29 protein-coding genes, 1 tRNA gene and 2 pseudogenes are annotated in these 25,425 nt (G+C 68.9%); 8 read left to right on the top strand and 24 right to left on the bottom strand.

The annotated features are described in order from the left end of the window. The 4 genes from uraH to HCJ93_RS08565 all read right to left on the bottom strand — a co-directional run bounded on the left by uraH (position 1) and on the right by HCJ93_RS08565 (position 1,738). Positions 1-408, bottom strand: a complete 408-nt coding sequence (gene uraH / locus HCJ93_RS08580; RefSeq protein WP_167992650.1) for a hydroxyisourate hydrolase — start codon at positions 406-408, stop codon at positions 1-3. A gap of 6 nt (positions 409-414) precedes the next feature. Further along, positions 415-924 carry a 2-oxo-4-hydroxy-4-carboxy-5-ureidoimidazoline decarboxylase gene (gene uraD / locus HCJ93_RS08575; RefSeq protein ID WP_167992642.1) on the bottom strand — a complete coding sequence of 170 codons (510 nt, stop codon included), beginning with the start codon at positions 922-924 and terminating at the stop codon, positions 415-417. Positions 925-1,121: 197 nt separating this feature from the next. Next, complete coding sequence (locus HCJ93_RS08570; RefSeq protein ID WP_167992640.1) at positions 1,122-1,490, bottom strand: helix-turn-helix domain-containing protein; 369 nt, start codon at positions 1,488-1,490, stop codon at positions 1,122-1,124. Then, positions 1,487-1,738 (bottom strand): hypothetical protein, encoded by a 252-nt coding sequence (locus tag HCJ93_RS08565; RefSeq protein WP_167992639.1) that lies wholly within the window; start codon positions 1,736-1,738, stop codon positions 1,487-1,489. Before HCJ93_RS08565 ends, HCJ93_RS08570 begins: the two co-directional genes overlap by 4 nt. Positions 1,739-1,875: 137 nt before the next feature. On the opposite strand from HCJ93_RS08565, the gene HCJ93_RS08560 reads away from it, so the two are divergent. The 4 genes from HCJ93_RS08560 to HCJ93_RS08545 all read left to right on the top strand — a co-directional run bounded on the left by HCJ93_RS08560 (position 1,876) and on the right by HCJ93_RS08545 (position 6,052). Further along, on the top strand, positions 1,876-2,715 hold the full coding sequence (locus HCJ93_RS08560) for a TIM barrel protein (protein ID WP_167992637.1): 840 nt from the start codon (positions 1,876-1,878) through the stop codon (positions 2,713-2,715). Positions 2,716-2,792: 77 nt separating this feature from the next. After that, positions 2,793-3,683 carry a 2-hydroxy-3-oxopropionate reductase gene (locus tag HCJ93_RS08555; protein WP_167992635.1) on the top strand — a complete coding sequence of 297 codons (891 nt, stop codon included), beginning with the start codon at positions 2,793-2,795 and terminating at the stop codon, positions 3,681-3,683. A gap of 189 nt (positions 3,684-3,872) precedes the next feature. Continuing rightward, entirely contained in the window at positions 3,873-5,336 is a 1,464-nt protein-coding gene (locus tag HCJ93_RS08550) for a catalase (RefSeq protein WP_167992633.1), read from the top strand. Positions 5,337-5,773: 437 nt separating this feature from the next. Next, complete coding sequence (locus HCJ93_RS08545) at positions 5,774-6,052, top strand: hypothetical protein (protein ID WP_167992632.1); 279 nt, start codon at positions 5,774-5,776, stop codon at positions 6,050-6,052. 1,073 nt (positions 6,053-7,125) lie between these two features. On the opposite strand, the gene gcl is transcribed toward HCJ93_RS08545, so the two are convergent. Further along, positions 7,126-8,910 (bottom strand): glyoxylate carboligase, encoded by a 1,785-nt coding sequence (gene gcl / locus HCJ93_RS08540; protein WP_167992630.1) that lies wholly within the window; start codon positions 8,908-8,910, stop codon positions 7,126-7,128. Positions 8,911-9,152: 242 nt separating this feature from the next. Here gcl and HCJ93_RS08535 point away from each other — a divergent pair, with 242 nt between their 5' ends. Further along, complete coding sequence (locus HCJ93_RS08535) at positions 9,153-9,803, top strand: hypothetical protein (protein WP_167992628.1); 651 nt, start codon at positions 9,153-9,155, stop codon at positions 9,801-9,803. A 127-nt stretch (positions 9,804-9,930) separates the two neighbouring features. Then, positions 9,931-10,485: a GNAT family N-acetyltransferase gene (locus tag HCJ93_RS08530; protein ID WP_167992627.1), complete on the top strand. Its 555-nt coding sequence runs from the start codon at positions 9,931-9,933 to the stop codon at positions 10,483-10,485. 28 nt (positions 10,486-10,513) lie between these two features. Here the strand turns inward: HCJ93_RS08530 and HCJ93_RS08525 are convergent, their stop codons facing one another. The 10 genes and pseudogenes from HCJ93_RS08525 to HCJ93_RS08485 form a co-directional block, all read right to left on the bottom strand. After that, a complete protein-coding gene (locus HCJ93_RS08525) occupies positions 10,514-12,115 on the bottom strand; it encodes an AMP-binding protein (protein WP_167992625.1) in 1,602 nt (533 codons plus the stop codon). Further along, positions 12,112-12,462: pseudogene (locus HCJ93_RS29350) on the bottom strand (AMP-binding enzyme); the annotation flags it as partial. The gene HCJ93_RS08525 and the pseudogene HCJ93_RS29350, both read right to left, overlap by 4 nt. A gap of 132 nt (positions 12,463-12,594) precedes the next feature. Further along, a pseudogene (locus tag HCJ93_RS08520) lies at positions 12,595-14,454 on the bottom strand (recombinase family protein); the annotation flags it as partial. Between the two features lie 97 nt (positions 14,455-14,551). Next, complete coding sequence (locus HCJ93_RS08515; RefSeq protein ID WP_167992622.1) at positions 14,552-14,701, bottom strand: hypothetical protein; 150 nt, start codon at positions 14,699-14,701, stop codon at positions 14,552-14,554. Positions 14,702-14,710: 9 nt separating this feature from the next. Beyond that, entirely contained in the window at positions 14,711-15,154 is a 444-nt protein-coding gene (locus HCJ93_RS08510) for a hypothetical protein (protein ID WP_167992620.1), read from the bottom strand. Continuing rightward, complete coding sequence (locus HCJ93_RS08505) at positions 15,111-15,404, bottom strand: helix-turn-helix transcriptional regulator (protein ID WP_167992618.1); 294 nt, start codon at positions 15,402-15,404, stop codon at positions 15,111-15,113. Before HCJ93_RS08505 ends, HCJ93_RS08510 begins: the two co-directional genes overlap by 44 nt. 440 nt (positions 15,405-15,844) lie before the next feature. Next, on the bottom strand, positions 15,845-16,084 hold the full coding sequence (locus HCJ93_RS08500) for a hypothetical protein (protein WP_167992617.1): 240 nt from the start codon (positions 16,082-16,084) through the stop codon (positions 15,845-15,847). Further along, on the bottom strand, positions 16,084-17,016 hold the full coding sequence (locus tag HCJ93_RS08495) for a hypothetical protein (protein ID WP_167992615.1): 933 nt from the start codon (positions 17,014-17,016) through the stop codon (positions 16,084-16,086). Before HCJ93_RS08495 ends, HCJ93_RS08500 begins: the two co-directional genes overlap by 1 nt. A 67-nt stretch (positions 17,017-17,083) precedes the next feature. Beyond that, a tRNA-Leu gene (locus HCJ93_RS08490) sits at positions 17,084-17,161 on the bottom strand. A gap of 59 nt (positions 17,162-17,220) precedes the next feature. Further along, the gene (locus HCJ93_RS08485; protein ID WP_309141341.1) at positions 17,221-17,826 is read right to left on the bottom strand and encodes a phospholipase D-like domain-containing protein; all 606 of its coding nucleotides are present in this window, start codon (positions 17,824-17,826) and stop codon (positions 17,221-17,223) included. A 284-nt stretch (positions 17,827-18,110) separates the two neighbouring features. Here HCJ93_RS08485 and HCJ93_RS08480 point away from each other — a divergent pair, with 284 nt between their 5' ends. After that, positions 18,111-18,338: a hypothetical protein gene (locus tag HCJ93_RS08480; RefSeq protein ID WP_167992611.1), complete on the top strand. Its 228-nt coding sequence runs from the start codon at positions 18,111-18,113 to the stop codon at positions 18,336-18,338. A gap of 168 nt (positions 18,339-18,506) precedes the next feature. Here the strand turns inward: HCJ93_RS08480 and HCJ93_RS08475 are convergent, their stop codons facing one another. From HCJ93_RS08475 to HCJ93_RS08435, 9 genes are all read right to left on the bottom strand, one after another. Continuing rightward, positions 18,507-18,764 carry a hypothetical protein gene (locus HCJ93_RS08475; RefSeq protein ID WP_167992610.1) on the bottom strand — a complete coding sequence of 86 codons (258 nt, stop codon included), beginning with the start codon at positions 18,762-18,764 and terminating at the stop codon, positions 18,507-18,509. A 61-nt stretch (positions 18,765-18,825) separates the two neighbouring features. After that, positions 18,826-20,406, bottom strand: coding sequence for an AAA family ATPase (locus tag HCJ93_RS08470; protein WP_167992608.1), 1,581 nt, complete (start codon positions 20,404-20,406; stop codon positions 18,826-18,828). Positions 20,407-20,701: 295 nt separating this feature from the next. Continuing rightward, positions 20,702-20,896, bottom strand: coding sequence for a hypothetical protein (locus HCJ93_RS08465; protein ID WP_167992606.1), 195 nt, complete (start codon positions 20,894-20,896; stop codon positions 20,702-20,704). Positions 20,897-20,898: 2 nt separating this feature from the next. Then, complete coding sequence (locus HCJ93_RS08460; protein WP_167992605.1) at positions 20,899-21,096, bottom strand: hypothetical protein; 198 nt, start codon at positions 21,094-21,096, stop codon at positions 20,899-20,901. A 35-nt stretch (positions 21,097-21,131) separates the two neighbouring features. Then, positions 21,132-21,503, bottom strand: coding sequence for a hypothetical protein (locus tag HCJ93_RS08455; protein WP_167992603.1), 372 nt, complete (start codon positions 21,501-21,503; stop codon positions 21,132-21,134). Positions 21,504-21,642: 139 nt separating this feature from the next. Continuing rightward, on the bottom strand, positions 21,643-21,786 hold the full coding sequence (locus HCJ93_RS08450) for a hypothetical protein (protein ID WP_167992601.1): 144 nt from the start codon (positions 21,784-21,786) through the stop codon (positions 21,643-21,645). A 2-nt stretch (positions 21,787-21,788) separates the two neighbouring features. Further along, positions 21,789-22,010, bottom strand: a complete 222-nt coding sequence (locus HCJ93_RS08445; protein WP_167992600.1) for a hypothetical protein — start codon at positions 22,008-22,010, stop codon at positions 21,789-21,791. 127 nt (positions 22,011-22,137) lie between these two features. Next, positions 22,138-22,473: a hypothetical protein gene (locus HCJ93_RS08440; protein WP_167992598.1), complete on the bottom strand. Its 336-nt coding sequence runs from the start codon at positions 22,471-22,473 to the stop codon at positions 22,138-22,140. Between the two features lie 131 nt (positions 22,474-22,604). After that, on the bottom strand, positions 22,605-23,210 hold the full coding sequence (locus HCJ93_RS08435) for a hypothetical protein (RefSeq protein WP_167992596.1): 606 nt from the start codon (positions 23,208-23,210) through the stop codon (positions 22,605-22,607). A 1,886-nt stretch (positions 23,211-25,096) separates the two neighbouring features. Between HCJ93_RS08435 and HCJ93_RS29845 the strand changes: the two genes are divergently transcribed. Then, positions 25,097-25,219, top strand: a complete 123-nt coding sequence (locus tag HCJ93_RS29845) for a hypothetical protein (protein WP_277350690.1) — start codon at positions 25,097-25,099, stop codon at positions 25,217-25,219. Positions 25,220-25,425 lie beyond the last annotated feature (206 nt).

The following is a 25,425-nucleotide window of genomic DNA, read 5'->3' as shown; positions in this document are numbered from 1 at the left end:
CTAGCTCCCTCGGTAAACGGAGTAGCCGAACGGGTTGAGCAGCAGCGGTACGTGGTAGTGCTCGCCGGGGGTGACCGCGAAGGTGATCACGACCTCGGGGAAGAACGCACCGCTGTCCCGAATCGCGGGGGCGTCCTGCTGCGCCTCGGCTTGCTTCTTCTTCTCGAAGTACGGTTCGACGGCGAAGTCGAGCCGTACGTGGGTGGTGCCCTCCGGCAGTGCCGGGAGGTCCTTGCACCGCCCGTCCGCGTCGGTCACGGAGCCGCCGAGCGCCTGCCATTCGCCTCCCTGCCCGTAGCGGGCGGCGCCCCGCAGCGCGAGGAGGCGGACGGCGACGCCCTCGGCGGGGCGGCCGGCGCTGGTGTCCAGGATGTGCGTGGACACGGAAGCGGTGGTCTCGGTGCTCATGCGTGGTCAGTCCTGTTCGACGAGTCGGGCGAGGCGGATGCGGTTGATCTTCCCCAGTTCGGTGCGGACGATCTCGCGCTCCTGCTCCGGCGCGTTGCCGATGCGTTCCTTCAGGGCGTCCCGCATCTGCTCGCCGGTCCGGCCGGTGGCGCAGATCAGGAACACATGGCCGAACTTCTCCTGGTAGGCCAGGTTGAGTTCGAGCATCTCCGCCTTGAGCTCCTCCGGGGCGCCGGCCATGCCGGCCTGTTCGCGGGAGGAGGTGGGATCGCCTGGCTTGGGGCGGCCGATGGGCGGGTGGCCGGCCATCGCCTCCTCGAGGTCCGCCGTGGTCAGCTCGGCCATGGCGGCGTCGCTGGCGGTGTACAGCTCCTCGGGGCCGGCGTAGGGGCGGTGGGCGAGCAGGTGCCGGACCCACGCCGTGGCGGCACACACCTCGTGGAGCGCGGCGCGGGCTGCGGACTCCTCGAGGGCGTTGAAGCGGGCCAGGCCCGGCGGCGTGGATGTGGACGTCACGGGAGCCTCCGTGGCCTTGTGCTGAACGGGCGTGCCGATAGTGAACGCCGCCACGGGCAGCACGTCAACACTTTGTTGAAAATTCCGGGGAACACCTGCGAGTCCGTCACGCGCCGGTTCCAGGATGCGCCACAAGCCGCGCGGGCCGTCGCCCGCACGGGGGGCGACGGCCCGCGGCAGCTCCACGAAAGCGCTGGTCAGGAGCCCTTCTCGCGGTTGAGGTAGTTGTAGACGGTGAACCGGCTGACGCCGAGCGCGCTGGCCACGGTCTCCACTCCGTGGCGCACCGCGAAGGCGCCGCGCGCCTCCAGATTGCGTACGATCTCCTGCTTCGACCGGCGGTCCAGATCGGCGAGCGGCTTGCCCTTGCGGCGCTCCAGAGCGGCCAGGATGTGGTCGAGCGAGTCCGCGAGCTGGGGCAGACGCACGGCGACGACGTCGGCACCCTCCCACTGCAGGACCACGTCGTCGACGCCGGCCTCGTCGGGCGGGATCAGCTGCCCGCCGATGGCGTCGACCAGTGGCTTGACGGCCGCGATGAACGGCTCGTCACCCGCACCGCTCATCCCTGGTCCTCCCCGATGACATTGACCTGGAGGGTGACCCGGGTCGCGCCCGCCGCGAGGGTGCGGCGCAGCAGCGCGTCCACGGCGCCGAGCACCGCGTCCGCGGACCCCTCGGCGGTGTTGCCGAAGGGACCGACGTCCACGGCGTCGAGGTCGGCCGCCTCGACCACCTCACGGGCCACCACCGCGTGCCGGGGGGCCTCGTCCAGGTCGAAGGGCTCGGTCGTGAACTCCACTCTCAATCGCACGCGCTCAACCTAACGCGCGGCACCTCTGCACGCCGACCCCTCTTGACAAGCCGCGAACCCTCCAGGCAATCTTCCGTTAAGCAGAAACGAACTTCCGTCATACGGAAATCGCTCAACGGAAGGGAGCGCGGCGACCGATGGGATTCGCAGACCAGCGCTTCAACGTCAACCTGTCGATCCTCTTCACGGAACTCCCGCTCCTGGAGCGCCCCGCGGCCGCCGCCGCGGCCGGCTTCACCGCGGTCGAGCTGTGGTGGCCCTGGACCGACACACCCACCCCCGAACAGTCCGAACTCGACGCGCTGCGCGCGGCGATCGAGGACGCCGGAGTCCGGCTCACCGGGCTGAACTTCTACGCCGGCAGGCTGCCGGGCCCCGACCGGGGCGCCCTGTCACTGCCAGGCGAGGAGTCGGAGCGGTTCCGCGCCAACATCGACGTGGCCGCGGACTTCGCGCGGTCGCTCGGCTGCACTGCGCTCAACGCCCTGTACGGCAACCGCGTCGAGGGAGCCGATCCGGCCGAGCAGGACGCGCTCGCCCTGGAGAACCTCGTCCTCGCCGCCCGGGCGGCCGACCGGATCGGCGCGATCCTGCTGATCGAGGCGCTGAACAAGCCCGAGTCGCCGCTCTATCCGCTGGTGTCGGCGGCCGCCGCCGTCGGCGTGGTGGACAAGGTGAACGCGGCGACCGGCCTGGACAACGCGCGCTTCCTGATGGACCTCTACCACCTGGCCATGAACGGCGAGGACCTGCCGTCGGTGATCGAGCAGTACGCCGCGAAGACCGGCCATGTGCAGATCGCCGACAGCCCCGGCCGCGGCGCCCCGGGCACGGGCGCTCTGCCGCTCGAGGACCTGCTGGAGCAGCTGCGCAAGGCGGGCTACGAGGGCTGGGTCGGCCTGGAGTACAAGCCCGGCGACCGCGGCAGCGCCGCGTCCTTCGACTGGCTGCCGGCCGGGCAGCGCGCCGCCCGCTGAGGGCGCTTCCGAGAGGGCCGGCCGCCCGCCGGCCCCGTACCGACACGCAGACCCAGCAGTCCCAGAGAGGCACCCCCATGAGCACACTTCCGAAGATCGCCTGGATCGGCCTCGGCATCATGGGCTCCCCCATGTCCGAGAACCTGATCAAGGCCGGCTACCGGGTCACCGGCTACACCCTGGAGCAGGAGAAGCTGGACCGGCTGGCCGCCGCGGGCGGAACCCCCGCCTCCTCGGTCGCCGAGGCCGTGAAGGACGCCGATGTCGTCATCACGATGGTCCCGGCCTCCCCGCAGGTCGAGGCGGTCGCCTACGGCCCGGACGGCATTCTGGAGAACGCCAGGCCCGGCACCCTGCTGATCGACATGTCCTCGATCACCCCGCAGACCTCCATCGACCTGGCCGCGGCGGCCAAGGACAAGGGCATCCGGGTCCTGGACGCGCCCGTGTCCGGCGGCGAGGCCGGCGCCATCGAGGCCGTGCTGTCCATCATGGTCGGCGGCGAGCAGGCCGACTTCGACGAGGCCAAGCCCATCTTCGAGGCGCTCGGCAGGACCATCGTGCTGTGCGGCCCGCACGGCTCGGGCCAGACCGTGAAGGCCGCCAACCAGCTGATCGTCGCCGTCAACATCCAGGCGTGCGCCGAGGCCGTGGTCTTCCTGGAGAAGTCCGGTGTGGACCTCAGGGCCGCGCTGGACGTCCTCAACGGCGGCCTGGCCGGCTCCACCGTGCTGACGCGGAAGAAGGACAACTTCCTCAACCGCGACTTCAAGCCCGGCTTCCGCATCGACCTGCACCACAAGGACATGGGCATCGTCACCGACGCCGCCCGCAGCGTCGGCGCGGCCCTGCCCGTCGGCTCCGTGGTGGCCCAGCTGGTCGCCAGCCTGCGCGCCCAGGGCGACGGCGGCCTGGACCACTCCGCGCTGCTGCGCTCGGTCGAGCGCCTCTCCGGCGCCCAGGTCTGACCGGCCGCACCCCGATCTCCGGGCGGCGCCGGCGCCGACACCTGTCCCTGTCGCGCCCATGGCGCCGGCGCCGTCCGGGAACCACGCCTGCCCACCACTTCAACAAACTGTTGACGCCCCGATCGTCACGAACCTAGGCTCCACAAAGCGGAAACAGCTTTCCGCTGCCCCTCGCATGGAAGGTCCACGATGTCGAAGCGCGTGCTCACCACCGAGTCCGGCGCCCCGGTCGCCGACAACCAGAATTCCGCCTCCGCCGGCATCGGCGGCCCGCTGCTGCTGCAGGACCAGCACCTGCTGGAGAAGCTCGCCCGCTTCAACCGCGAGCGCATCCCGGAGCGAGTGGTGCACGCCCGCGGGTCCGGCGCCCACGGCCACTTCGAGGTGACCGAGGACGTCACCGACTACACCTGCGCCGAGTTCCTGGACACCGTCGGCAAGCGCACCGAGGTGTTCGTGCGCTTCTCCACCGTGGCCGACTCGCTCGGCGGCGCCGACGCGGTGCGCGACCCCCGTGGATTCGCCGTCAAGTTCTACACCCGCGAGGGCAACTACGACCTCGTCGGGAACAACACCCCGGTGTTCTTCATCAAGGACCCGATCAAGTTCCCCGACTTCATCCACTCGCAGAAGCGCGACCCCTTCACGGGCCGTCAGGAGCCGGACAACGTCTGGGACTTCTGGGCCCACTCCCCCGAGGCCACGCACCAGGTGACCTGGCTCTTCGGCGACCGCGGCATCCCGGCCTCGTACCGCCACATGAACGGCTACGGCTCGCACACCTACCAGTGGACCAACAGCAAGGGCGACGCCTTCTTCGTCAAGTACCACTTCAAGACCAACCAGGGGATCCGCTGCCTGAGCAGCGAGCAGGCGGCGGAGACCGCCGGCCAGGACCCCACCTCGCACCAGACGGACCTTCTGCAGGCCATCGAGCGCGGAGTGCACCCGTCCTGGACGCTGTACGTGCAGCTGATGCCGGCCGACGAGGCCGCGGACTACCGCTTCAACCCGTTCGACGTGACCAAGGTGTGGCCGCACAAGGACTACCCGCTGCACCGGGTGGGCCGCCTCGTCCTCGACCGCAACCCGGACAACATCTTCGCCGAGGTCGAGCAGGCCGCGTTCTCACCGAACAACTTCGTGCCCGGCATCGGCCCCTCGCCCGACAAGATGCTCCAGGGCCGCCTGTTCGCCTACGCCGACGCACACCGCTACCGCCTCGGCGTCAACCACACCCAGCTCGCGATCAACGCCCCGAGGAACGTGCCCGGCGGCGCGAACAACTACGGGCGGGACGGCTTCATGGCGGCCAACTCCCAGGGCCGCCACGCCAAGAACTACGAGCCCAACTCCTACGACGGCCCGGTCGAGACCGGCCGCCCGCTGTCGGCGCCGCTCGCCGTGTCCGGCCACACCGGCACCCACGCCGCCCCGCAGCACACCAAGGACGACGACTTCTTCCAGGCCGGTGAGCTCTACCGGCTGATGTCCGCCGAGGAGAAGAACCGCCTGGTCGCCAACATCGCCGGCAGCCTCTCCCAGGTCAGCCGTGACGACGTGATCGAGAAGAACCTGGCCCACTTCCACGCCGCCGACCCCGAGTACGGCCGGCGCGTGGAGGAGGCGGTCCGCGCCCTGCGCGAGGACTGACCCCACGAACTGCGTCCGGGGGCCGGCGGGGAGGCCCGGCACCGGACGCACGGACCCGCCGTGCCGGCGACCCGGATGAGGGGTGGTCGACCGGTACGGCGGGCAGGGCGAGGACCGCGGCGGCGTGCGAGCCAGTGCGGTGGTGCAGGCCCCGGGAGTCTCCTCCTTCGACCTGAGGGGAGGAACCTCCGGTGCCGTCGCACCCGCCGCGGTCCCGATCCCCCATGGCACCGTCCGGCGGCGCGAATGTACCGTCGCGCCGGCCTCGCACCGCCGGACGGCATCAGAAGCCCGGGGCCGCCGTACGACGACCCTCACGGCCTCATCGGGCGAGCGCCCCGGACGCGGACGGTCCCGCGTCCGGGGCGCTCTCGTCGTTCCCGGCGGCCGCCGCGGCCCGGCGTGCGGAACGGCGCGGTGCGCAGCAGTCTGGGGGCATGGCACATCCGACGGAGCATCCGCACATCGTGGTGCATCCCCCTGCCATGGACGGCTCCCGGAGGGTCACCACGGGTGACCGGACCCTGGGACTCGCCACGCATGCCGACGACGTGAGCGAGATCCTCCGGCTGGCCGATCTGTACGTCACCGACCTCGAGGACGCCGACTTCATCGAATGGCAGGGCGGCGGGCCCGACGAGTGGCCGGGTCTCTCGGAGCACCACGAGCACCACGGGCAGCCGCATGCGAGGCAGCACGAGCACCACCAGCACTGAGGGGCGGCAGCCGAGGAGGGCCGGGGGCGGCGGACCCGGGCGCCGGGCCGATGACGCCGGTGGCAGCGGGCGCGCGCCTACGCCAGGCGTCGTAGCCCGCCTACGGCATGCTCAAATCAACCTCTGAACCGGGCCGGCGAGGCTTGGGGCGCCCCCGCGGGCGGGCACACTTCCCGCACACGGAACCCGCCGACACGGGGGCGGCGGGCTCCGTGTCCGAGGGGCACGAGGGGGGTGCCGTCATGAACCCGCTTTCCGGAGTACACCGCACGCCCCACGAGCTCGCCCTGCTGCGCGACGGCCCGCGCGCCGCGGTCACGGTCGCCGCGTCGTCTGCCTGTATCTGCGGGGCGCGGTGGTGGCGGGCGCCCCGGGGACCATGCCGGCCGTCGAGTCCGAGGCGGGCGACGCGCTGCCGGAGCTGCCGCCGCCCGGAGTCCCCCTCGATCCGCCGCCCGAGGCGCCGCAGTGGACGTGGACCGCGGCCGGCGGCGGGCAGCCGTCCGACGGCGAAGGGCTGCCAGGCGCCTCGAGGGCGGGCGCCCCGGACGACTCGTGGGGAGTGACTGGCGGGCCCCGTATCTGGAGAGCGCCGTGTACCAGCGCCTCCATGAGCCGTGCGATCTGCCGGAGTTGGTGCGCGACCCCGTGGTGCCGTGGGCGGTCGCCGAGGTGCGCGCGGGTCTCGCGGCGGCGGGCCTGGTGGGCGGGCCGCTGCTCCGGGCGACCCGGGCGGCCCGCGGGCGGCTGCGCGCGCTGCGCGAGGCATCCCCCCTGCCGGCGAGTCGGCGCGGCCTGCCGGACCACGCCAGGCTGCTCGCCGTCGCCCTGCACGGCGAGCCGGCGCTGCGGATGCTGGTGCCGCGGTTCGCCCTGCGGGCCGGTCTGGTGCCGCGGGCCGAGGTGCGGGACCGGGGGATGCTCCGCCACCACCCCAGGGGGCAGCGGCGGGAGCCTGTACCACTGCGGCGGGGGCGGCCGGGGCGGAGGGGACTGACGCGCGTGTGCGGGGACGGAGACGGCAGTGAGGGGCGGCCCCGTGCGGGACCGCCCCTCGCTCCTGACCGCGTGGGTCAGACCTTCAGCGGCTTGATCGCCGTCGGCGCGTGCTCGGGCCGGGTCGCCAGCTCCTCGAACTCCACCACGTCGGAGATGTCGTTGGTGCCCGACATGGAGATGTTGGTGACGCGCTCCAGGATGGCCTCGACGACGACCGGGACGCGGTGCTCGGCGGCGAGCTTCTTGGCCTGCTCCAGGGCGTCGCCCAGCTCGTTCGGGTCGGTCACCCGGATCGCCTTGCAGCCGAGGCCCTCGGCGACCTTGACGTGGTCGACACCGTAGACGCCCAGCTCGGGCGCGTTGATGTTCTCGAACTCCAGCTTGACCTGGAAGTCGATGTCGAAGGCCCGCTGTGCCTGGCGGATCAGACCCAGGTAGGAGTTGTTCACCAGGACGTGGACGTAGGGGATCTTGTGCTGGGCGCCGACCGCCAGTTCCTCGATCATGAACTGGAAGTCGTAGTCACCGGAGAGGGCGACGACCTGCGCCCCGGGGTCGGCCTTGGCGACGCCGAGCGCGGCCGGCACGGTCCAGCCGAGCGGGCCCGCCTGGCCGCAGTTGATCCAGTGCCGGGGGCGGTAGACGTGCAGCATCTGCGCGCCGGCGATCTGGGAGAGGCCGATGGTGGAGACGTAGCGGGTCTCGGGGCCGAAGGCCTTGTTCATCTCCTCGTAGACGCGCTGCGGCTTGATCGGGATGTCGTCGAAGTGGGTGCGCCGCTGGAGCTTCGCCTTGCGCTCCTGCGCGGCGGCGGCCCAGGCGGAGCGGTCGGGCAGGGTGCCGGCCGCCTTGAGCTCCCTGGCGACCTCGACGAACAGCTCCAGCGCGGCCTTGGCGTCGGAGGTGATGCCGTAGTCCGGGGCGAAGATCTTGCCGATCTGGGTGGGCTCGATGTCGACGTGCACGAACTTCCGTCCGGCGGTGTAGACGTCCAGCTTGCCGGTGTGGCGGTTGGCCCAGCGGTTGCCGATGCCCAGGACGAAGTCGGACTCCAGGAAGGTGGCGTTGCCGTAGCGGTGGGAGGTCTGCAGGCCGACCATGCCGGCGTTGAGCTCGTGGTCGTCGGGCAGGACGCCCCAGCCCATCAGGGTGGGCACGACCGGAGTGCCCGTCAGTTCGGCGAACTCCACGAGCAGATCGGCCGCGTCGGCGTTGATGATGCCGCCGCCCGCGACGATCAGCGGACGCTCGGCGGCGTTCAGCATGCCGATCGCCTTCTCGATCTGCGCGCGGGTCGCGGCGGGCTTGTAGACCGGCAGCGGCTCGTAGGTGCCGGGGTCGAACTCGATCTCGGTCATCTGGACGTCGATCGGCAGGTCGATCAGCACCGGTCCCGGCCGGCCGGAGCGCATCAGGTGGAAGGCCTGCTGGAAGACGCCGGGGACCTGTGCGGCCTCCAGGACGGTGACGGCCATCTTGGTGACCGGCTTGGCGATCGAGGCGATGTCGACGGCCTGGAAGTCCTCCTTGTGGATCACCGCGGTCGGTGCCTGGCCGGTGATGCACAGGATCGGGATGGAGTCGCCGGTCGCCGAGTAGAGGCCGGTGATCATGTCGGTGCCGGCCGGTCCCGAGGTGCCGATGCACACGCCGATGTTGCCGGGGTGCGTCCGGGTGTAGCCCTCGGCCATGTGCGAGGCCCCCTCCACATGGCGGGCGAGGGTGTGGGTGATCCCGCCGGAGGTCTTGAGCGCCGCGTAGAACGGGTTGATCGCCGCGCCGGGGACACCGAACGCGTCGGTGACGCCCTCGCGCTTGAGGATCTCAACTGCCGCGCGGGCAGCGGTCATTCGAGCCATCGAGTACTCCTGCTTCGGCCATCGGATTCGCACTCCCGTCGCGCCCACGCGGTGAGCTGTCTCCGTGCACGTCCGGAGCTTCCACAATTCCGTATTGCGGAAACTAGTTTCTACGATCTGAAAGAAATGTAGGCGGGCGAGCGGAAGCCCGTCAAGAGAGCGGCCAAGCGCCGGACAGGCACCCGGGCTGTGGAGCACCATGGGGGCGCTGCCCCGAGCCGAGAGACATCCAGGAGTGGGCCATGTCCCAGAGCCTGGCGGTGCGCTGCCCCGAGTGCCGGCGCGCGCACCGTTACACGGCACCCTCGTACCCCTGCGCCTGCGGCGCGCCGGTCGTCCCCCCGCTGGACGCGGACGGCGAGCCCACCCGGGTCGAACACCGGGCCTGGCAGGAGGACTGGATCACGGTGCTCTGCGGCAGCTGCGGGCGGCGCGGACAGTGGCCCCGCCCCGAGCTGGGCTGCCCCTGCGGGACGGTGCTGCGCATCCCGGTGACGGCCGACGCCCCTCGGCGCCCGGCCCTGCCCTCCGTGACCATCCGCACGGCACGCGACGCGGTCACCGCCGTCGTGCTCTACCTGCACCGGCTCGGCTACGCCGGCATCCGCCGCGCGGACCACCGCCCGCCCTCCGGCATCGGACTGGCCGGACGCGGCGTCCTCGCCCATGTCGACCCCTCCGCCCGCCCGGCCACCCTGCGCGACGTGGAGTGCCTCTGGCTGACCGCCATGACGGAGTCGGCCGGCTGTCTCTACTTCTCCGTCACCGGCTACACCAAGGAGTCCCACGCCCGCGCCGGCACCCTCGGCATCCCCCTCTTCCTCCTCGAGCGCAGCGGCGCGGTCACCCCCGTCAACCCCCCGGCGGACCAGCTGGACGGCAGCGGGGCGTGAGCAGAGGTCCTGCGTGAGCAGCACGGGTGCGGGGCACGCCGAACCGGGTGGGGGGGGACGCGCGCGACGGATGCGAGCATGCGCAAAACGAGGGGCGGCCAGGGCCGACCGGGGCGATACTCGGCGGATGCGCATACGTCCCGCCGGACCTGGTGACCTGGGCCGGCTTCAGGAGATCGAGCGGGCGGCCGGTGAGGCCTTCCGGGGGCTCGGGATGGATCGGGTCGCCGAGGACGAGCCGCCCGGGATCGATGTGCTGGAGGGGTACCGGCGGGCCGGGCGGCTCTGGGTGGCCGTCGGTGTGCTGGACGACGGGGCCGGCGCGGACACGGCCGACGCGTATCTGATGGCCGAGCCCGTGGACGGGGCGCTGCACGTCGAGCAGGTCTCGGTGCATCCCCGGGCCGCCCGCCGGGGTGTGGGCCGAGAACTGCTCGCCTACGCCGCCGAGCGAGCGCGCGAGGAAGGGCTGGCCGGTCTCACGCTGACCACCTTCGCCGAGGTGCCGTGGAACGCGCCGTACTACGCGCGCCTCGGCTTCCGCACCCTCGCGGACGGCGAACTCACCGACGGGCTGCGGGAGATCCGCGCCCATGAGGCGCGGACCGGTCTGGACCGCTGGCCCCGGGTCTGCATGCGGCGGCCGACCGGCACCGGCACCGGCACCGGCACCGGCACCTGATGCTGCGTTCCCGGGGCCCGGGTGCCGGCTAGCCGGCGGCCTGACCGGCGTACTTCTCGCGCAGCTCGACCTTGCGCACCTTGCCCGAGACCGTCATCGGGAAGGAGTCCAGGATCGCAAGGCGGCTGGGCACCTTGTAGTGGGCCAGGCGGCCCTCGCAGAAGGCGCGGACCTCCTCCAGGGCGGGCGGGTCGGCCGGGTCACGGGGGATGACACAGGCCAGGACCTCCTCGCCGTACCGTTCGTGCGGGACGCCGACGACCTGCACGTCCCGGATCTTCGGGTGGCCGTAGAGGAACTCCTCGATCTCGCGCGGGTAGATGTTCTCCCCGCCGCGGATGATCATGTCCTTGATGCGGCCGACGATCTCGACGTACCCGTCCTCCCGCATCACCGCGAGGTCCCCGGTGTGCATCCAGCGGCCGGCGTCGATCGCCTCGGCGGTCTTCTCCGGCTCCTCCCAGTAGCCGAGCATCACGCTGTAGCCACGGGTGCACAACTCACCCGCGGTGCCGCGGGGTTGAGTGTTGCCGGTGGCCGGGTCCACGATCTTGACCTCGATGTGCGGCAGGACGCGGCCGACGGTGCCGGTGCGGTGCTCCAGGTCGTCGTCGCGCCGGGTCTGCAGGGACACCGGGGAGGTCTCGGTCATGCCGTAGCAGATGGACACCTCCGCCATGTGCATCTCGGCGACCACCCGCTTCATCACCTCCACCGGGCAGGGCGAGCCCGCCATGATGCCGGTGCGCAGGGAGGTCAGGTCGTAGTCCGCGAAGTCGGGCAGGTTGAGCTCCGCGATGAACATGGTGGGCACCCCGTACAGCGAGGTGCAGCGCTCCTGCTGGACGGCGCGCAGGGTGGCCGCCGGGTCGAAGGACGGGGCGGGGATGACCATGCAGGCGCCGTGGGAGGTGGCCGCGAGGTTGCCCATCACCATGCCGAAGCAGTGGTAGAAGGGCACCGGGATGCAGACCCGGTCCTGCTCGCTGTAGGCGATCAACTCCCCCACGAAGTAACCGTTGTTGAGGATGTTGTGGTGGGAGAGGGTGGCGCCCTTGGGGAAGCCGGTGGTGCCCGAGGTGTACTGGATGTTGATGGGGTCGTCGCAGGACAGCTCCGGCCAGGCGGGGTCCGGGGTGGCGCGGGCGACCAGCGCGTCCCAGCTGGGGTCGCCGATGTGGACGACCTCGCGCAGCTCGGGGCACCGGCCGCGCACGTCCTCCGCCATGGCCCGGTAGTCGCTGGTCTTGTGGCTGAGGGAGGCGATGAGCATCCGGACGCCGGACTGCCTGAGGACGTACTCGACCTCGTGGGTGCGGTAGGCCGGGTTGATGTTCACCATGACGGCGCCGATGCGGGCGGTGGCGTACTGCACGAACACCCACTCGGGGCAGTTGACCGCCCAGATGCCCACCCGGTCGCCCTTGGCGATGCCGGAGTTGAGCAGCGCGGACGCCAGCTCGTCGACCCGCGCGGCGAACTCGGCGTAGGTCCAGCGCCGCCCGGACGGCACGTCGACCAGGGCCTCGCGGTCCGGCCAGGCGGCCACGGCGCGGTCCAGATTGGCGCCGATGGTGTCGCCCAGCAGTGCCGTGCCGCCGGTGCCGTGGGTGTAGGAGAGGGCGCTCACCGGAAGTCCTCCTCGCGGTACTCGTTGTCCGAACCGGCCGCCGTCGCCTCGCGCAGCTCGATGCGCCGGATCTTGCCGGAGACGGTCTTGGGCAGCGCGCCGAACTCCAGCCGGCGGATCCGCTTGTAGGGGGCGAGCACCTCGCGGGAGTGCTCGAACAGCACCTTCGCGGTGTCGGGCCCCGGCTCCCAGCCCTCCGCGAGCACGATGTACGCCTTCGGCACGGCGAGCCGCAGCTCGTCCGGCGCGGGCACCACGGCCGCCTCGGCCACCGCCTCGTGCTCGAGCAGCGCCGACTCCAGCTCGAAGGGGCTGATCTTGTAGTCACTGGCCTTGAACGGGTCGTCCTCGCTAGGTGCATCATCTTCGCTAATGATGAGTCGCGGGTCAACGCGGCCCTCAATGCGCAGCGGGGGCACCGCGATGGCGTCGTGCGGCGGCTCCCCGGGAACACCGGCCAGCGCCTCCATCAGCTCCTCCCACAGCCCGCTGTGGTGCCAGCGCTTCCAGATGCTGGCCACGTTCCCGTAGGGCACTTCGGACCATGCGCACCCCGTGCGAGCCTTCATCAGCAGGGCATCGAGCAGGGCTCGCGGATCGGTCGGCTTGCGCCCCGGGCGGGAGGCCAGGATGGGCTGGCACAGAGCCCACGCCTCATCCGTGAGCGTCGGAACGACACGCTCACGCTCGCGGAACCAATTGCTGATCTGGTCATCGCTGCGCGTCTTGCGCCGCGCGTCTCCCAGGATCGTCACCCGCAAATCCAGAAGGTCCATAATCTCCTCCTGCTCGCGGGCGTCCATGGAATGCAGGCGCACCCGGGCCACGTCAGCGAGCCGCCGCAGATCGCGGGCTCGCTCCTCGGTGCGCTTGCTTTCCTCCTGCCACTGGCGCGCTTCGTCCCGGAGCTTTTCCAGGCCGGCCAAGTTCTCTTCCAGCTCGCGCGTGGCGCGCTCCACGGCCTCCTGTGTGGCCTCCGGGCCCAGCCCTTTGCGCTGCGACCGGCGGATGACAGCGAGCGTGGTCGCGTCGATGGTTTCTTCCTGCTCCTCGATCAGCTCGTCAAGTTCCTTGATGCGGGCCTCGTAGTCCATGCCGCCGGCCATCATCATGTCCACCCAGTCCTGAGCCATCTGATGAAGCCGGTCAGGGTCTTCGAGAAGCTGGCAGATGGCCGACCAGACGCGATTTTCGAGCGCCTGTGCATCGACCTGTCGGCAGCCGCACTTCTTCTCGCCGGGCTTCGGCTTGTTGCCGGTGCAGCGGTACACCCGGGCCTTGGCCCGGCCCGTGCCGCTCGCACCGATGCGGTGCTTTCCGCATTTGCTGATCAGATGCCCGGTGAGGGGGTGTACCGCATCTTCGGATGTGCGGGGCCCGCGGGCGCCTCGGGCCAGTGCCCGATTCAGGCGGGCAAGCTGCTCTTCGGTGAAGATGGGGTCCAGCTTGATGGTGATGGTCTGCCCGAAAATGGGGAGGCCATTGTTGTCCAGCCGGGTTTTGGGGCCTTTCGGGTCCCGGAAGACGCGGACGGCTTTCTGTACGGCCTGACCGGTCAGGATGTGCCGGAGAGATCCCCTCGGCCAGTAGGGCCGCACGGGGCCGGGAATGCCTTCTGCGTTGAACTCGGCCTCCACCTCGCCCGGCGTCTTCCCGTCGTGCACGATGCGGCGGTAAGCCCGGTGCAGGATGTCATAGGCGCAGTTCTCCCCGTCCTTGTCCAGGACGAGGCGGGATTCGCCGAGGATTCCCTTGTTCTCGATGCGGTAGCCGTACGGGGCCACGCCTCCGACGTGGCCGCCTGCCTCCGCTTTCTCCTGGACTCCGCCCTGGGTGCGGTCGCGAAGGGTGATCAGCTCGTCCTCGGCCCGGTCCTGCGCCTTGCGCATGCGCGAGCGGCCTTCATCGGTGGTGTTGTCGTAGTTGCCCTTGACGACCGCGGTGAAGATCCCGTAGTCGTCTTCGAGCTTCCATACCCAGGGCCAGAACGCCTTGTCGCGTCGGCCGATGGCGCGCTCTTCCTGTACGACCACCACGTCAAAGGGTCGGGGTGTCTGCCGGGCGAGAGCCATCAGCTCTCGCAGGTCGGGCCGCTTGGTGTGGTCCAGGGTCCCGCTCACGCCCTCGTCTGCGAAGACGTCCACCAGGGCCCAGCCCTTGGTGGCGATGTGCTTGACGACGCGCTTGCCGGTGTAGCTGATGCCGTAGCCCTTCCTCTGGTCCTCGGTGGACACCCGGAGGTAGGCGACGGCCCGGAGCTGCCCGGGTTCGGGCACTTGCAACTCGGCGTCGATGGCCTGAAGCAGCCTCTGCTTCTTGGGCGTGAGAGTCTTGGTCATGTCAGTCCCTTACCGACTGGCGTATGGACGACCCCGGGAGCGTTTCTCAGGCCCTCCCGGGGTCGTTCTGTCGTCGTCAGCTTACGCAAGGCCGCTGTCAGCCGGGGCTGAACAGCAGCTTCAACAGGCGCCGGTAGGCGTCTTCGTCGTGTTCTTCGGCGGTCTCCCATGTGATGCGGATGTCAGGGTTGTTCTGCCGTAGCCACTGGCCGGCCTCTTCGGCGGGGATGTCCTTCCCGTCCTGCATGGGCCCTCCTTACGAGCCCCGCTCGTACTCCTCGGCCCACAGGCCGGGGCGCCACCGGGCGATGGATTCGGTGATGTGCTGCATGTCCTGCTGCTTGGGCGGGCGGTAGAAGTCCCAGGCGTCGCGGGGCCTGGCGAAGGCCGGGGCCAGCATGAAGCGACCCTGGCCGGTGCCCGTCTTGGAGTCCCAGGCCAGATGCTGCCCGGCTTCCCGGGCAGCGGTGCATGGCCTCTTCAGGGCCTCTTCGAAGCGCTCTTCGTCCTTGAGCAGCAGCGGGGAGCGGAAGGGCCCCAGGACCACTGTGTGAAGTGGTTCCTGGGGCCCGTAGGAGATCTGGCCGACGACGGCCAGGCGGTGAGTGGTGGACCGGAGGGCGTCCAGCTCGTCTATGCAGAGCTGGGCTATCTCTTCAGCCGACCGGTCCCGGTTCTCCGGGTCTGACAGGATCTTCACCAGTCGGCTGACCTCCCGACTCACGCTTTGCTCTCGCCTCCCTCCGGCGTTCCAGTGCCTCCTTGCCCTGGCGGCCCCAGCGGCTGATGGTCTGCTGCGGCACGCCCAGCTCTTCCTCAAGCTCACGGGTCGTGACGCCCTGCTCCAGGGCGAGATGAATGCGCACCTTGGAGTTCTCGTCGGCATCCAAGGCGGTCCGGTAGGTGATTGCAACGTCCTCCAGGACCGCAGCTCTGACGTGGTCCGGCAAGTCAACTTTCCTCTTGGGCGGCATGGCCAGGGTCCCCTCATTCAGTGTTCGGTGGCAGCGGCTTTCAGTGTGGGAGTCAGATCAGGCGCCTGTCCTCCTGAAGATGACCCCTGCCGAAAACTTAACCGAATGCGGGCACCCCTGGTCGTGCAGGTGATCGGTGTAAGACACAGCCGGTCACCGGCCCCACCACCCCCATATCCGGGGTCTTCGTGGGGCCGGTTTGCGGTGCTGTCCACGGTGGCGGGGTGACACGCACCCGAGTGGGGCCGTGTACGTGTCGCCCTGCCGTCGGCCTCCGCTGTCCGCCGTGATGACCACTCGCACGGCGGACGGGGAGACGTGCTCGATAACCTTGGCGTACGTCACCGTCGTCCGGCCCCTACGGGGCTTTAAGGCGACGTACGAGCCACGGCGGAATGTGTGGGGGTTGAGAAACCTCACGACGGACTGGAGCCCCCCTTGCGCCGCTCGTAGATCTCGCGGCCCTTCTCCTCCTTGGCCTTGATGCCGGTGGGCGACACGCCACCGATGCTGTACGCCACGTCGGCCTGGCTCAGGCCGGCCTGGCGGGCCTGGTAGATGCCGACGAGCAGGTCTTCCCTGGCCTTCTGGGCCTTCTCCGTCAGGGTCTCCAGCTTGGAGCCCCACGCCTTGCGCATCTGCCGGGACACGGCCATCAGACAGTCCTCCCCTTCTTCTCGAACTCGAAGTCTGCGACCTTGGGGAACAGCTCCCCGGCCCGCTGCCGCAGGCCGACGGCGGACAGCGTCTCGCCGGTGACGTACGCGTTCCACGCCTTGGTGATCACGGCGCAGATCTGGTCGCGCCGGGGAATGCGGGCGATGCTGACGAAGCCTCCGTGGAACTTCTCCCGCAGCAGTAGCCGGGGGTCCCTGACGGAGAGGTTGGCGCCGGTGCGCAGGCCCTCCAGCCATGCCGGGATCTTGTCCACGTGCTCGGTGCGGGCCGCCTGGGCGAGCACCGCCAGATGGACGCCAACCGGAATGCCGGTGGCCGACCAGATGGCGTGTGCTTCTGCGGGCCAGCGCTCCAGCTCCGGCCATTCCCGCACGGTCTCCACGATCTCGGGGACCGTGACCCGGTTGAAGCGGGGCATGCCGTAGCGGTCGCCGTCGGCGAGCGCGGCCAGGTGCTTGGCGCCCGAGGCCACGGAGGAGGCGTACGGCGTGCCCACCAGCAGATGGGCCGCTGTGCGGCGGAAACCCTGATCAAGGTATCCGGCGATGTCCCTGGGCTGCTCGGGGAAGATCCAGAAGAGCAGGTAGGGCCGCCCGTAGTGCTTCTTCAGGGCCTTCTCGGAGGCGTTGGCGAGCGCCTTCAGCCGGTGCTGGGCGGAGATGATGTAGCCCTCGGTGTCGAAGACCAGCCCCTCGGGGGTGGCCTCGCGCCAGCGGCCGGCCTCCATCAGGTCCTGGTACTTCGCAGACACGCTCGCGGACAGCGGGCGGAGCTTGGGGTGTCCCCGGCGGTGGGTCAGCCATGAGGATGCCATCTCCTGACTGACTTCGAGCACCTGCGGGAAGGTGGGCAGCGGATACGGGTCCGCAGCCGGTGTCAGCTCCTTGGGCTCAATCGTGGTCTTGGCCATGCCTCTCCTTGGTGTTCATGCAGACTCGTTTCTCTCCTCGGGTTGCCGCCGGTCATCACTCCGGCGGTGGTCGGCCCAGCGGGACTTGAACCCGCACTGACCAGCGCTTTTAAGGCGCGTGCCTCTCCCCTTGGGCTATGGGCCGTAGGCATGACGAAGCCCCCGGGGAACGGCGGTATCCCGGGGGCTTCGGTCTGGGGTGGGTCAGGCCGGTACGGCCCGGTCCCACAGTTCTTCGGCATGCTCCGCGAAGCGGTCGAACATGCCCTGTTCGTCGCGCTTGCGCAGGTGCATCATCGGTGAGTCGTGGCCGACGAGCCGGGCCAGGTGCGGGCATACCAGCGCGTCATGGTCGAACCGGAAGACCGACAGACCGACGTGGTTGGTGGCGTCCTCCGGGGCGCTGTAGCGCACCTCCAGGCCCTCGCGGGCCGGGACCCTGCCCAGGTTGTCCAGGGCGATTCTGATGCGTGTAGACACGCTCAGAGGCGTGTCTTCGATGGCCTCCCGGGCGCGGGTCGTGGGCGACTCCGGGTCGCCGAGCAGGAAGCGCACCCTGACGCCCTGCTCCAGCTTCCGCTGGAGGGTCAGGTGGAAGTGCGGTTGCTCCAGGAAAATGAAGTAATTGGTGTAGCCGGCGAACAGGATCTGTTCCTTCGCCCGCTCCACCAGCTCCGCCCACACCGCCTTGGGGCAGGCAGACCGGTACGGGTAGACCGAGACAATCTCTCTGTCCGGCCCTGTCTTGACAGCGGTCTTCACCGCCTTGGGCCACAGCATCTCTTCCGGTACCCCCAGGTACTCGCTCACGTCCGCCCGGGTCCGGGCGTGGGGAACGCGATCAGCGTCTGTGATCCATCGTTCCACCGTCTCCCGGGAGACCCCCAAGCGGCGTGCGAGCTGTCCTGAACGTACGTCCTTCTCCGCCATAGCACGGCGTAATGCGGTGTTCAACGTCGCCTCTCCCTGACGTTTCTGACACTTCGAACGTAGCGCGGAAGTGTCGGCTACGTCATGCGTTTGCGCCGTCACGCGTCCCCTGTGCCGATCAATGATCTGAGCACACGGATGAGGGCAGAGGAGGGGCTGCGGGTATGCATCCCTATGAGGTGAAGCTCAATCAGATCGTTGTCGATGAGGAACGCAACGACATCGGCGTGGTCACCTACGTGGACGGCAATGACGTGACGATCAAGTCTCTGCATCCACGGTTCGGGCCGTGGAAGACCACGTGCGACAAGATCCGTATGGCCAAGCCGACGGAGCGTATGCAGGCGAAGCTGCTCGCCCAGAACGAGCGCTCGAAGCTGCGCCTGCCGTAAGACGCCCGCCTCGGCAGCAGGGTCCCCGTTGGCAGCGGCTGCCGCTGTCGGGGCGGGTCAATGAAGCCCCCCTGAGTGACCCCGACTCAGGGGGGCTTCTCCATGCCTCGGCGCTGGGGTTTGCCCGACCGCCCCGCGGCCCGACTTCATCCGCAGGGCGGCCAGGGGTCAGTGGTGGTGCCGTGGGCAGTCGTCGGGGTGATGCCCGATGGACTTAAGGAAGCCCTGGATCACAGAGGCGCCCAGATCGTTGGTGATGATCCCGGCGAAGCCGGTGTCCGAGACGGTGATCATCACCGGGAAGGGCAGGCACACCGGCACCTTCTGCACCTCGACGTCCGACTCGGGCGCCTCCGGGATGTCCTCGCCGTTGGCGAGCGCTTCCAGCGCGGCCACACCGTGCTGCACCTCGCACTTGTCACACATGTTCAACCCCCCTTCGGGGTGTAAGACCTGGGGGGCCTGGGTTCAGCAGGCCCCCCAGGTGTCAGGCGGGCAGTTCCTCGCGATCGACTTCGAAGCCGGCCACGTCCTCCTCCGCTCCGTAGATCTGCGCCGCGCCCCCGTCGGAGTCCACGGGGCGCATGGCGTCGATGACGTCGGCCACGACTTCGCGGAAAGCCTTGTCCACGGTCGGCGTGGCCTTCTCCTCCTCGGCCGCGTGCATGAGGTCGAGCTGCGGCTTCAAGGAGTTGGCGGCGCCGATGAAGTCGGACGTGGTCAGGAAGCGAGGCTTGCCGCCCTCACGGGCGATCGCGTACCGCTTGGCCCGGCTGATGGCCTCCTTGGCGAACGCCGGCGTGAAGTCGGCGAACGCCTCGAAGACCTTGCCGTAGTCCATGACCCGGAGCATGTCCGCCGGGACATGCGCCTTGATCAGCTTCTCCACCCCCGCCTGATCCAGGTAGTTGATGGAGATGACCGCGTCCAGGCGCCCCGGGCGGAGCATGCCCTTGTGGATCTTGTCCTTGCGGTTGGTGGTCAGGATGGCCACCACCTCGGCGCCCTTGGCGCCGATGCCGTCGAAGGAGTCCAGAAGCTTGGACACGCGGGCCGGGTCGCCGGCCTCGCCGATCACGTCGATGTCCTCGAAGAACACGACCGCCGGCGCGTAGAGCTGGGCGGTGCGCATGGCAGCGTCCAGGTCGTCACCGGGCTTGACGAAGAGGAACGTCCAGCCGTGCTCGACGCACTTCTGTGCGGTGAGGAACGCGGCCAGGGACTTGCCGGTGCCGTACGGGCCTTCCAGCAGGACGGCCCGCTTCAGCACCTCCCCCAGCTCCCGCATCAGGTCGGTGTGTTCGATCAGCGCCCATATGTTGGTGTTGAGCTGCTGAAGCACGTCGTCCGAGTAGATCACATGGGCCGGGTTGACCTTCCTGACGTCCAGGAAGGCCGGCACCAGCGCGTCGCCGCCGATCAGCGCCTTCCCCTTGTAGAGGGAGGACACCGACAGGTGCTTTTCGATGACCTTGAACAGGCCCTCGACCTGCGCCTTCACCCCGCGCGGGGCACGGATGCTGAGCTTGCCGAGCATCCCGAGATCGCGGTCACGGGTGTAGCCCACCTCGATGGTCGCCTCGGGACCCAGGATGGGCATGGCCACCAGGTCCCAGGGGACCTGAACGGACGTGTTCACGCCGGTGGGGACCTCGATGAACTGGGGCGGGTGCTCCTGGCCGAACATGTCGGTCCAGGACTCGCCCATGCCGGTGGAGCCAAAGACTTCCTGAAGTGCGAGCGTGAGCGCGTGCGCCACGTCGTACGGCCGGTACCGGAAGATCTTGCTGTACTCGTGCGTCTTGCCCTGCTGCTTGCGGTACCGGTCCAGGAAGTCGATCGCCTCACCGATCTTCCCTTCGTACTGCTCGGGGAGGACGAACTTGCTGCCCTCGAAGATGAGATCCTTCTCACCGACGGTGGTTCCGCCCACCTGCGCCAGAAGGCTCATCACGGCCGTGCGGGCGGCCTCCTCCTGGCTGAGGGCGGTTGCTGCCTGCGTGTGCGCCTCCTGCACCATCGCAAGCACTTGATCGGCAGTGATCCCGCTGAACGGGTTGTCAGCCATGCTCTTACCTCTCCGTAGACGACATGGCGGTGTGGTTGGCCCGTGCGGACCGAGGCCCGCACACCCTTGGAGAGGCTGAGCGCGGGTGTGCGGACTTCCGCTCGCACGGACGCCAGGGAAGGGGCTCAGCCCCCGCGCCTGGCAGGGGGGACCGGTGCGCGGGGGCTGAGCGGGGGCCGGGGGCTCACGGCCGGCCCCATGGGTCCGGCGCCACGGTTGGGGCAATGGCGCCGGGAGACGGACCGGGCACCCTGCTGGGGGTGGACAGGGCGCCCGGCGACTTGGGGTGACAGGGTCAGACGATCTCCTCAACTTTCACGCGATACTGGCGGGCGTCGTCAGGATCGCGCGGGTCATCGGTGATGACTTCGATGAACCATTCCGGTTGCGTGAGGGTGGCGTTCACCAGCCTCACAGACCGAATCGAAGCCGGCTGATTCAGACCCGAGAGAGCCTTGAAGATGGCGTAGCGCAGCTCCAGTGCGTTCATGATCACGCCACCTTCGTGAACTCGTAGCAGCCGAACAGGACACCGTGCGGACTGGTCACGGTCACGACCGTGACCGACTTTCCGTCACGGTCCTCGATGGCGTAGCGGGTGACGCTGAAGCCGGCCACCACGGCATCCCCGATGCCGATCATGGCTTGGTCCACGGTCTGACGGTCGCTGCCCTTGGTGCTGTCGGACACGAGGCGGTGGTACGTGACGTCGAAGAGCGGCATGGTCACTCGCCCCCGTCCAGCACGCTGGCGCGAGCGATGGCGTCGCTCTCGCCCTGCTTCTGCCACTCCATGGCCTTGCGGTCGTACTGGTATGTCTCCTGTACAGACTGGCAGTACTCGCGGACGTCGTCCGGGATCAGCGTGCCCGTCTGACGGGCCCAACCGAGCAAGGCGCCCACGTAGTACGCCGCCGCCTGGCGAGAGGCCCCACGGCCCACCCAGACCTGCTGACGCATGCCGTCGATGTACCGAGCCCCGTCGCCGATGTCGCCACCGGTGCCCAGGTACCGAAACGCTCCGCTCGTGAACGTCTCGGCATGCCTGGCGATGGCCTCGACAACCGTTGCGGTGACTCGCTTGCTACCGTTCTCCATGGCGCTTCCTGCCTCTCCAAAGTTGGGTGGCGCCGTATGCAACGGCCCCCGGTGCCACGGGGGCCGTTGTGCTCTCATCTGTAAGAGCATGGGCACGGCTCACCCCGGGGGTGAGCCGGCCCACTGCTCCGGCGGATGATCAGTGCTTCTTCAGGCGGAACGCGATGTAGCCCGCCTCCGAGCAGATACGGTCCCAGACCTTGACGTACCAGGGCCGTGCGGCCCACTCGCGATACGCGTCACGGGCCCGGGCAATGATCTTGTCCTGGACCGGCCTGTCCATGATCAGGACTCGTAAGTGTCGTCGCGCTGGCACTCGTAGCCGAGTCCGTATCCCGTCATGAATCCGGGCAGGTTGCTGTGGTTGGTGCACCCCGCTTCGGCGCACGCCTCGCACAGCTCCGGCTTGGTGACGTCGCTGGACACCGTGACGTCCATGCAGTCACGGCATGCACAGGGCGTGTAGCCGCTCTGCGGCTGCATCTTGTCCAGGGTCACGCTCATCATGATCACTGCCTCTCCATGGTGATCACTTGGCATGGCCACCGGGTGCCACCGGTGGCCATGTGCTCCCATCCGTAGGAACAAGAGGACGGCCGTCACGAGTACGGCCGTCCGATGCTGCTGCGGATGGTCAGTTCTTGAACAGCGTCATGGCGTGACGCTCACCGTGCAGGCACGAACCGCACCCCTCGCACTGCGACGTGCTGAAGGTGTTCGTCTCGCAGTCGCACTCGTAGTCGCCGGGCGCGTCACTGCCCATGGTGTGAAACAGGCAGTCCTCGGCGTGCTCTTCGTAGGCCATGCCCATGGCCACGGTGTACGGCGGCTCGATGGACGACAGGGGTTCGCACCCGTCGCCGCCGTGCTCACTGTCTGCGCAGCACTCGCCGTTGGCGTGCGTGAGCATGCAGCACCGGCAGACCCAGATGGTGCCGTAGGACTCGGGACCGTTGTTGTTGATACCCATGATCAGTGCCTCTCCTGACTGATCGGTGTGGACATGCGCACGGGGTGCCACCCGCGCGCACGTGCTCTCCCTGTAAGAGCAAGCCAACGGACCCCCGGTGCCACGGGGGTCCGCTCGATACTCCGGCAGGGTCACTCAGAGTTCAGCCACAGGACTCCGAACCGTGTGGTGGTGATGAACTCCGTCATTCCCGCACGCTTGAAGTCTTCGACCACCGTGCGCCACGGCACGGTGCCGACGGGGCATTCGTCCTGCGGGTAGGGCCACGTGATCATTCCGCTCACGATGCCCCGTCGGCATGCCTGTGCCTCGCTCCAGTCGTGAGCGATCAGCCGATCGCTCAGTGATTCGACACTCTCACCCGTGGTCCTCGCCACGTGCTCCAGTGCGAGGCGCACGTCACGCGCCTTGCTGCGCTCTACACGGCGCAGTGCGTTCTCACGCGTCTTGTAGCTACCGATGTACGCGCCCCGGTACAGCTTCCACACCGTGACGTCGGCGTTGACGCGCTCTTCGCGGAGTGCGAAACCGTCGCCCAACTCGTAGTCAAGGCGGTACACGCACCCGGAGTCGCTCGTGTACTCCGTGACAGGCTGCACGATGTGCGCATAGTGCGCCTTTGCGTGCCAGTCGCACACGAAGGCGGTCCACGGGCCATCCGGGACGCTCTGCGTCGCCAGAGCGCCGCACCACACGCACGGCGCGGTCAAGGTAATTCCCATGATCAGCCTCTCCATTGATCATGTCGGAAATGATCATGAGTAAGGCCGGCCCCCAGTGGACCGGCTCATGATCATTTGATGAACTCATCAAGCGGGCAGGGGGTTGACTCACAACGGGAACTGAGATCTTGCGTGGGTCCATTGCCAGACTCACCCCAAGGGGTGCTGGTCTATCCCGAGGTGCGGCGATCACGCACGACCTACGCATACTCCAGCTTGATCCATCTCCGGCCGCCTGCCATCGCAGCGGCCGTCTCTCCCTGCCCGCATGACGAGTGACAGTGCTGCGGGCTCAACCAACCCTGTCTGTCTCTCGCAGGTGCCCCTTGGGGGGCCCTTACGCGGTCACAGTGCCGGGGCCTTGGTGGTCGTCGCGCCTAGGTGACATCAGGAGCATCTGCGGGGGCTATGCCTCACCCGCGCTCGGAACCGATCACCTGTGGTGGTCGCTCGCACCGCTGCTCTCCGCAGCACTGCCCGGAGATGTTCTGGCCTCCCCGGCCGCCCGCTCTCACCCACAAGGTGAGGTCCGGATGTTCAAGTGACCGACCGGTGAAGGTCGGTCGCGCGATCAATCCCGGTTTCTCCGCTTCCGCTCGGTCCCCGGTAGGGATGCCTACAGTGCCCGTGACCCACGGATGAGTCAATAGGGTCTCGGAAAATTTCTTCAAGATTTTTTAGAGACACCCTCCCACCTGCACTTATGAGGGTTGCCTCGCTTCTGCAAGGTTGTTGCTTCAACCCTCCAGCGACTCACTGACGGGTAGCGGAACGTGATCACGAGGAATGTGGAGGGCATGTGAAGGCGTGGCCTGATGCCCACGGCGCGCACGGGGCGCACTGCACGCGCACGGGGTGCGCGACGCACAACCGCACGTCGCGGCATGCCGGTTCAGGCATGCCTCACTGCTCAACGCCCCGTAACGGGGCGCTCACCCTGCGACGGGTGAGCAGTGAGGGGAGCATGACGCAGAGTGATAAGCGGAAGATGATCAATCCCGGCCGAAGTGATCGGCCGGCTCGCGCGTGCGCGCGTATGCGCGCGCGCCGGCATGCGCGTGTACGCGTACGCACGCGCGCGTGCGCGCGAGAGCGGCTGCGTCCGGATGCCCTCGGGGACGCAGCCGCAGCGGTGCCCCGACAGGGGCACAGACGGCCGTCTGACGGACGGCCAGAGCTGTGCCGGACGGGACAGGCGGCAGCCTGTCCGGGACGGCACAGACAGCCGCTGGAGCGGCTGAGACGAGCAGGCGGGTGAGGTAGGCCAACGGCCTACCGAACACGGCCAGGAACGCCGTGTGAGCCACTGCTCACACGCACGGCTGCACACCCACACCAGTGGGTGTGCGACAGCTGTGAGCCCACGTCAGTGGGCTCACCGTGTGTGCACCACGGCAGTGGTGCACGGCTGCTTGTGTATGTGCCTGTGCGGCACATACATGCGTATGCGTGACCAGCGAGCGAGCCTGTGAGGCGAGCGAGGCTGTGTCCGCCTCGCATGATCGGGGGCCGAGGAGCCCCCTGGAGGGGGCCTCGACCCCTCCTGACCTGCGGGTTTGTCCCGGTATGACCCGGGACTGTTAAACCCGCCTCGGCCCCCGATCTCTGGTCTCCGCCCAGATATCGGTGGCAAAGTCCCCAGCTTGGGAGCCGGTTGAGACCGGCTCGGCATGCTTAAGGCCCACCGTGGAGGGTGGGCCTTCGTGAGCTTTCGGCGCCGCCGTGAGGCGCTAGGCGGCGCAGCTGTGCGCATTCAATATAGGGTTGTCAAGCCTCGTTCGCAACCCGAACCTTGGTTGAGGTTCGTAGAACCGTCAGTACCTGTCGTAGCTTCCGCCGACATGGCGAGCGTCGTGCAGGGCCCTGACGGGCCCGAACCTTTGGTGAAGCTGAGCGTCTACATGTACCCATCGCAGCGGCAGTTGCTGCGCGAGCAGGCGGCACGCCGGGGAATGGCCATGTCGGAGTACATCAAGTTCCTCGTGGACCGGGATCGCCGGGGCTTCCTCGAGGAGGAGCTGTGAAGGCCCGGTACCCGGGCCGCTGTCCGGTCTGCTGCCGCCCGATCGCTGTGGGGCAGGAGCTGGGCCGCCGCGAAACCTACTGGGCCCATAGGGGATGCGCCGAGGCTGCTCGGGCGGACGGCCGGGCGCGTACGCGGATTCTGGAGGGGGTGGAATTCGCCGGTCGCAAGCCGAGCACCTGGCGGCGTGGCAAGTCGCCTTCGCCG

The organism is Streptomyces composti (assembly GCF_012034205.1).
Lineage (GTDB): Bacteria > Actinomycetota > Actinomycetes > Streptomycetales > Streptomycetaceae > Streptomyces > Streptomyces composti.
The sequence above is the reverse complement of the archived record's forward strand: the minus strand, read 5'-3'. Positions and strand labels throughout refer to the sequence as shown.

Bases quoted from the DNA above. Each gene is read 5' to 3' on its own strand.
- HCJ93_RS08470 (WP_167992608.1), bottom strand. From the start codon at position 20,406: ATGGCTGACAACCCGTTCAGCGGGATCACTGCCGATCAAGTGCTTGCG.
- HCJ93_RS08480 (WP_167992611.1), top strand. From the start codon at position 18,111: ATGCATCCCTATGAGGTGAAGCTCAATCAGATCGTTGTCGATGAGGAA.
- HCJ93_RS08545 (WP_167992632.1), top strand. From the start codon at position 5,774: ATGGCACATCCGACGGAGCATCCGCACATCGTGGTGCATCCCCCTGCC.
- HCJ93_RS08495 (WP_167992615.1), bottom strand. From the start codon at position 17,016: ATGGCCAAGACCACGATTGAGCCCAAGGAGCTGACACCGGCTGCGGAC.
- HCJ93_RS08560 (WP_167992637.1), top strand. From the start codon at position 1,876: ATGGGATTCGCAGACCAGCGCTTCAACGTCAACCTGTCGATCCTCTTC.
- gcl (WP_167992630.1), bottom strand. From the start codon at position 8,910: ATGGCTCGAATGACCGCTGCCCGCGCGGCAGTTGAGATCCTCAAGCGC.
- HCJ93_RS08500 (WP_167992617.1), bottom strand. From the start codon at position 16,084: ATGGCCGTGTCCCGGCAGATGCGCAAGGCGTGGGGCTCCAAGCTGGAG.
- HCJ93_RS08455 (WP_167992603.1), bottom strand. From the start codon at position 21,503: ATGGAGAACGGTAGCAAGCGAGTCACCGCAACGGTTGTCGAGGCCATC.
- uraH (WP_167992650.1), bottom strand. From the start codon at position 408: ATGAGCACCGAGACCACCGCTTCCGTGTCCACGCACATCCTGGACACC.
- HCJ93_RS08535 (WP_167992628.1), top strand. From the start codon at position 9,153: ATGTCCCAGAGCCTGGCGGTGCGCTGCCCCGAGTGCCGGCGCGCGCAC.
- HCJ93_RS08530 (WP_167992627.1), top strand. From the start codon at position 9,931: ATGCGCATACGTCCCGCCGGACCTGGTGACCTGGGCCGGCTTCAGGAG.
- HCJ93_RS08515 (WP_167992622.1), bottom strand. From the start codon at position 14,701: ATGCAGGACGGGAAGGACATCCCCGCCGAAGAGGCCGGCCAGTGGCTA.
- HCJ93_RS08550 (WP_167992633.1), top strand. From the start codon at position 3,873: ATGTCGAAGCGCGTGCTCACCACCGAGTCCGGCGCCCCGGTCGCCGAC.
- HCJ93_RS29845 (WP_277350690.1), top strand. From the start codon at position 25,097: ATGTACCCATCGCAGCGGCAGTTGCTGCGCGAGCAGGCGGCACGCCGG.
- HCJ93_RS08435 (WP_167992596.1), bottom strand. From the start codon at position 23,210: ATGGAGAGGCTGATCATGGGAATTACCTTGACCGCGCCGTGCGTGTGG.
- HCJ93_RS08555 (WP_167992635.1), top strand. From the start codon at position 2,793: ATGAGCACACTTCCGAAGATCGCCTGGATCGGCCTCGGCATCATGGGC.
- HCJ93_RS08465 (WP_167992606.1), bottom strand. From the start codon at position 20,896: ATGAACGCACTGGAGCTGCGCTACGCCATCTTCAAGGCTCTCTCGGGT.
- HCJ93_RS08445 (WP_167992600.1), bottom strand. From the start codon at position 22,010: ATGATGAGCGTGACCCTGGACAAGATGCAGCCGCAGAGCGGCTACACG.
- HCJ93_RS08440 (WP_167992598.1), bottom strand. From the start codon at position 22,473: ATGGGTATCAACAACAACGGTCCCGAGTCCTACGGCACCATCTGGGTC.
- HCJ93_RS08475 (WP_167992610.1), bottom strand. From the start codon at position 18,764: ATGTGTGACAAGTGCGAGGTGCAGCACGGTGTGGCCGCGCTGGAAGCG.
- HCJ93_RS08450 (WP_167992601.1), bottom strand. From the start codon at position 21,786: ATGGACAGGCCGGTCCAGGACAAGATCATTGCCCGGGCCCGTGACGCG.
- HCJ93_RS08570 (WP_167992640.1), bottom strand. From the start codon at position 1,490: ATGAGCGGTGCGGGTGACGAGCCGTTCATCGCGGCCGTCAAGCCACTG.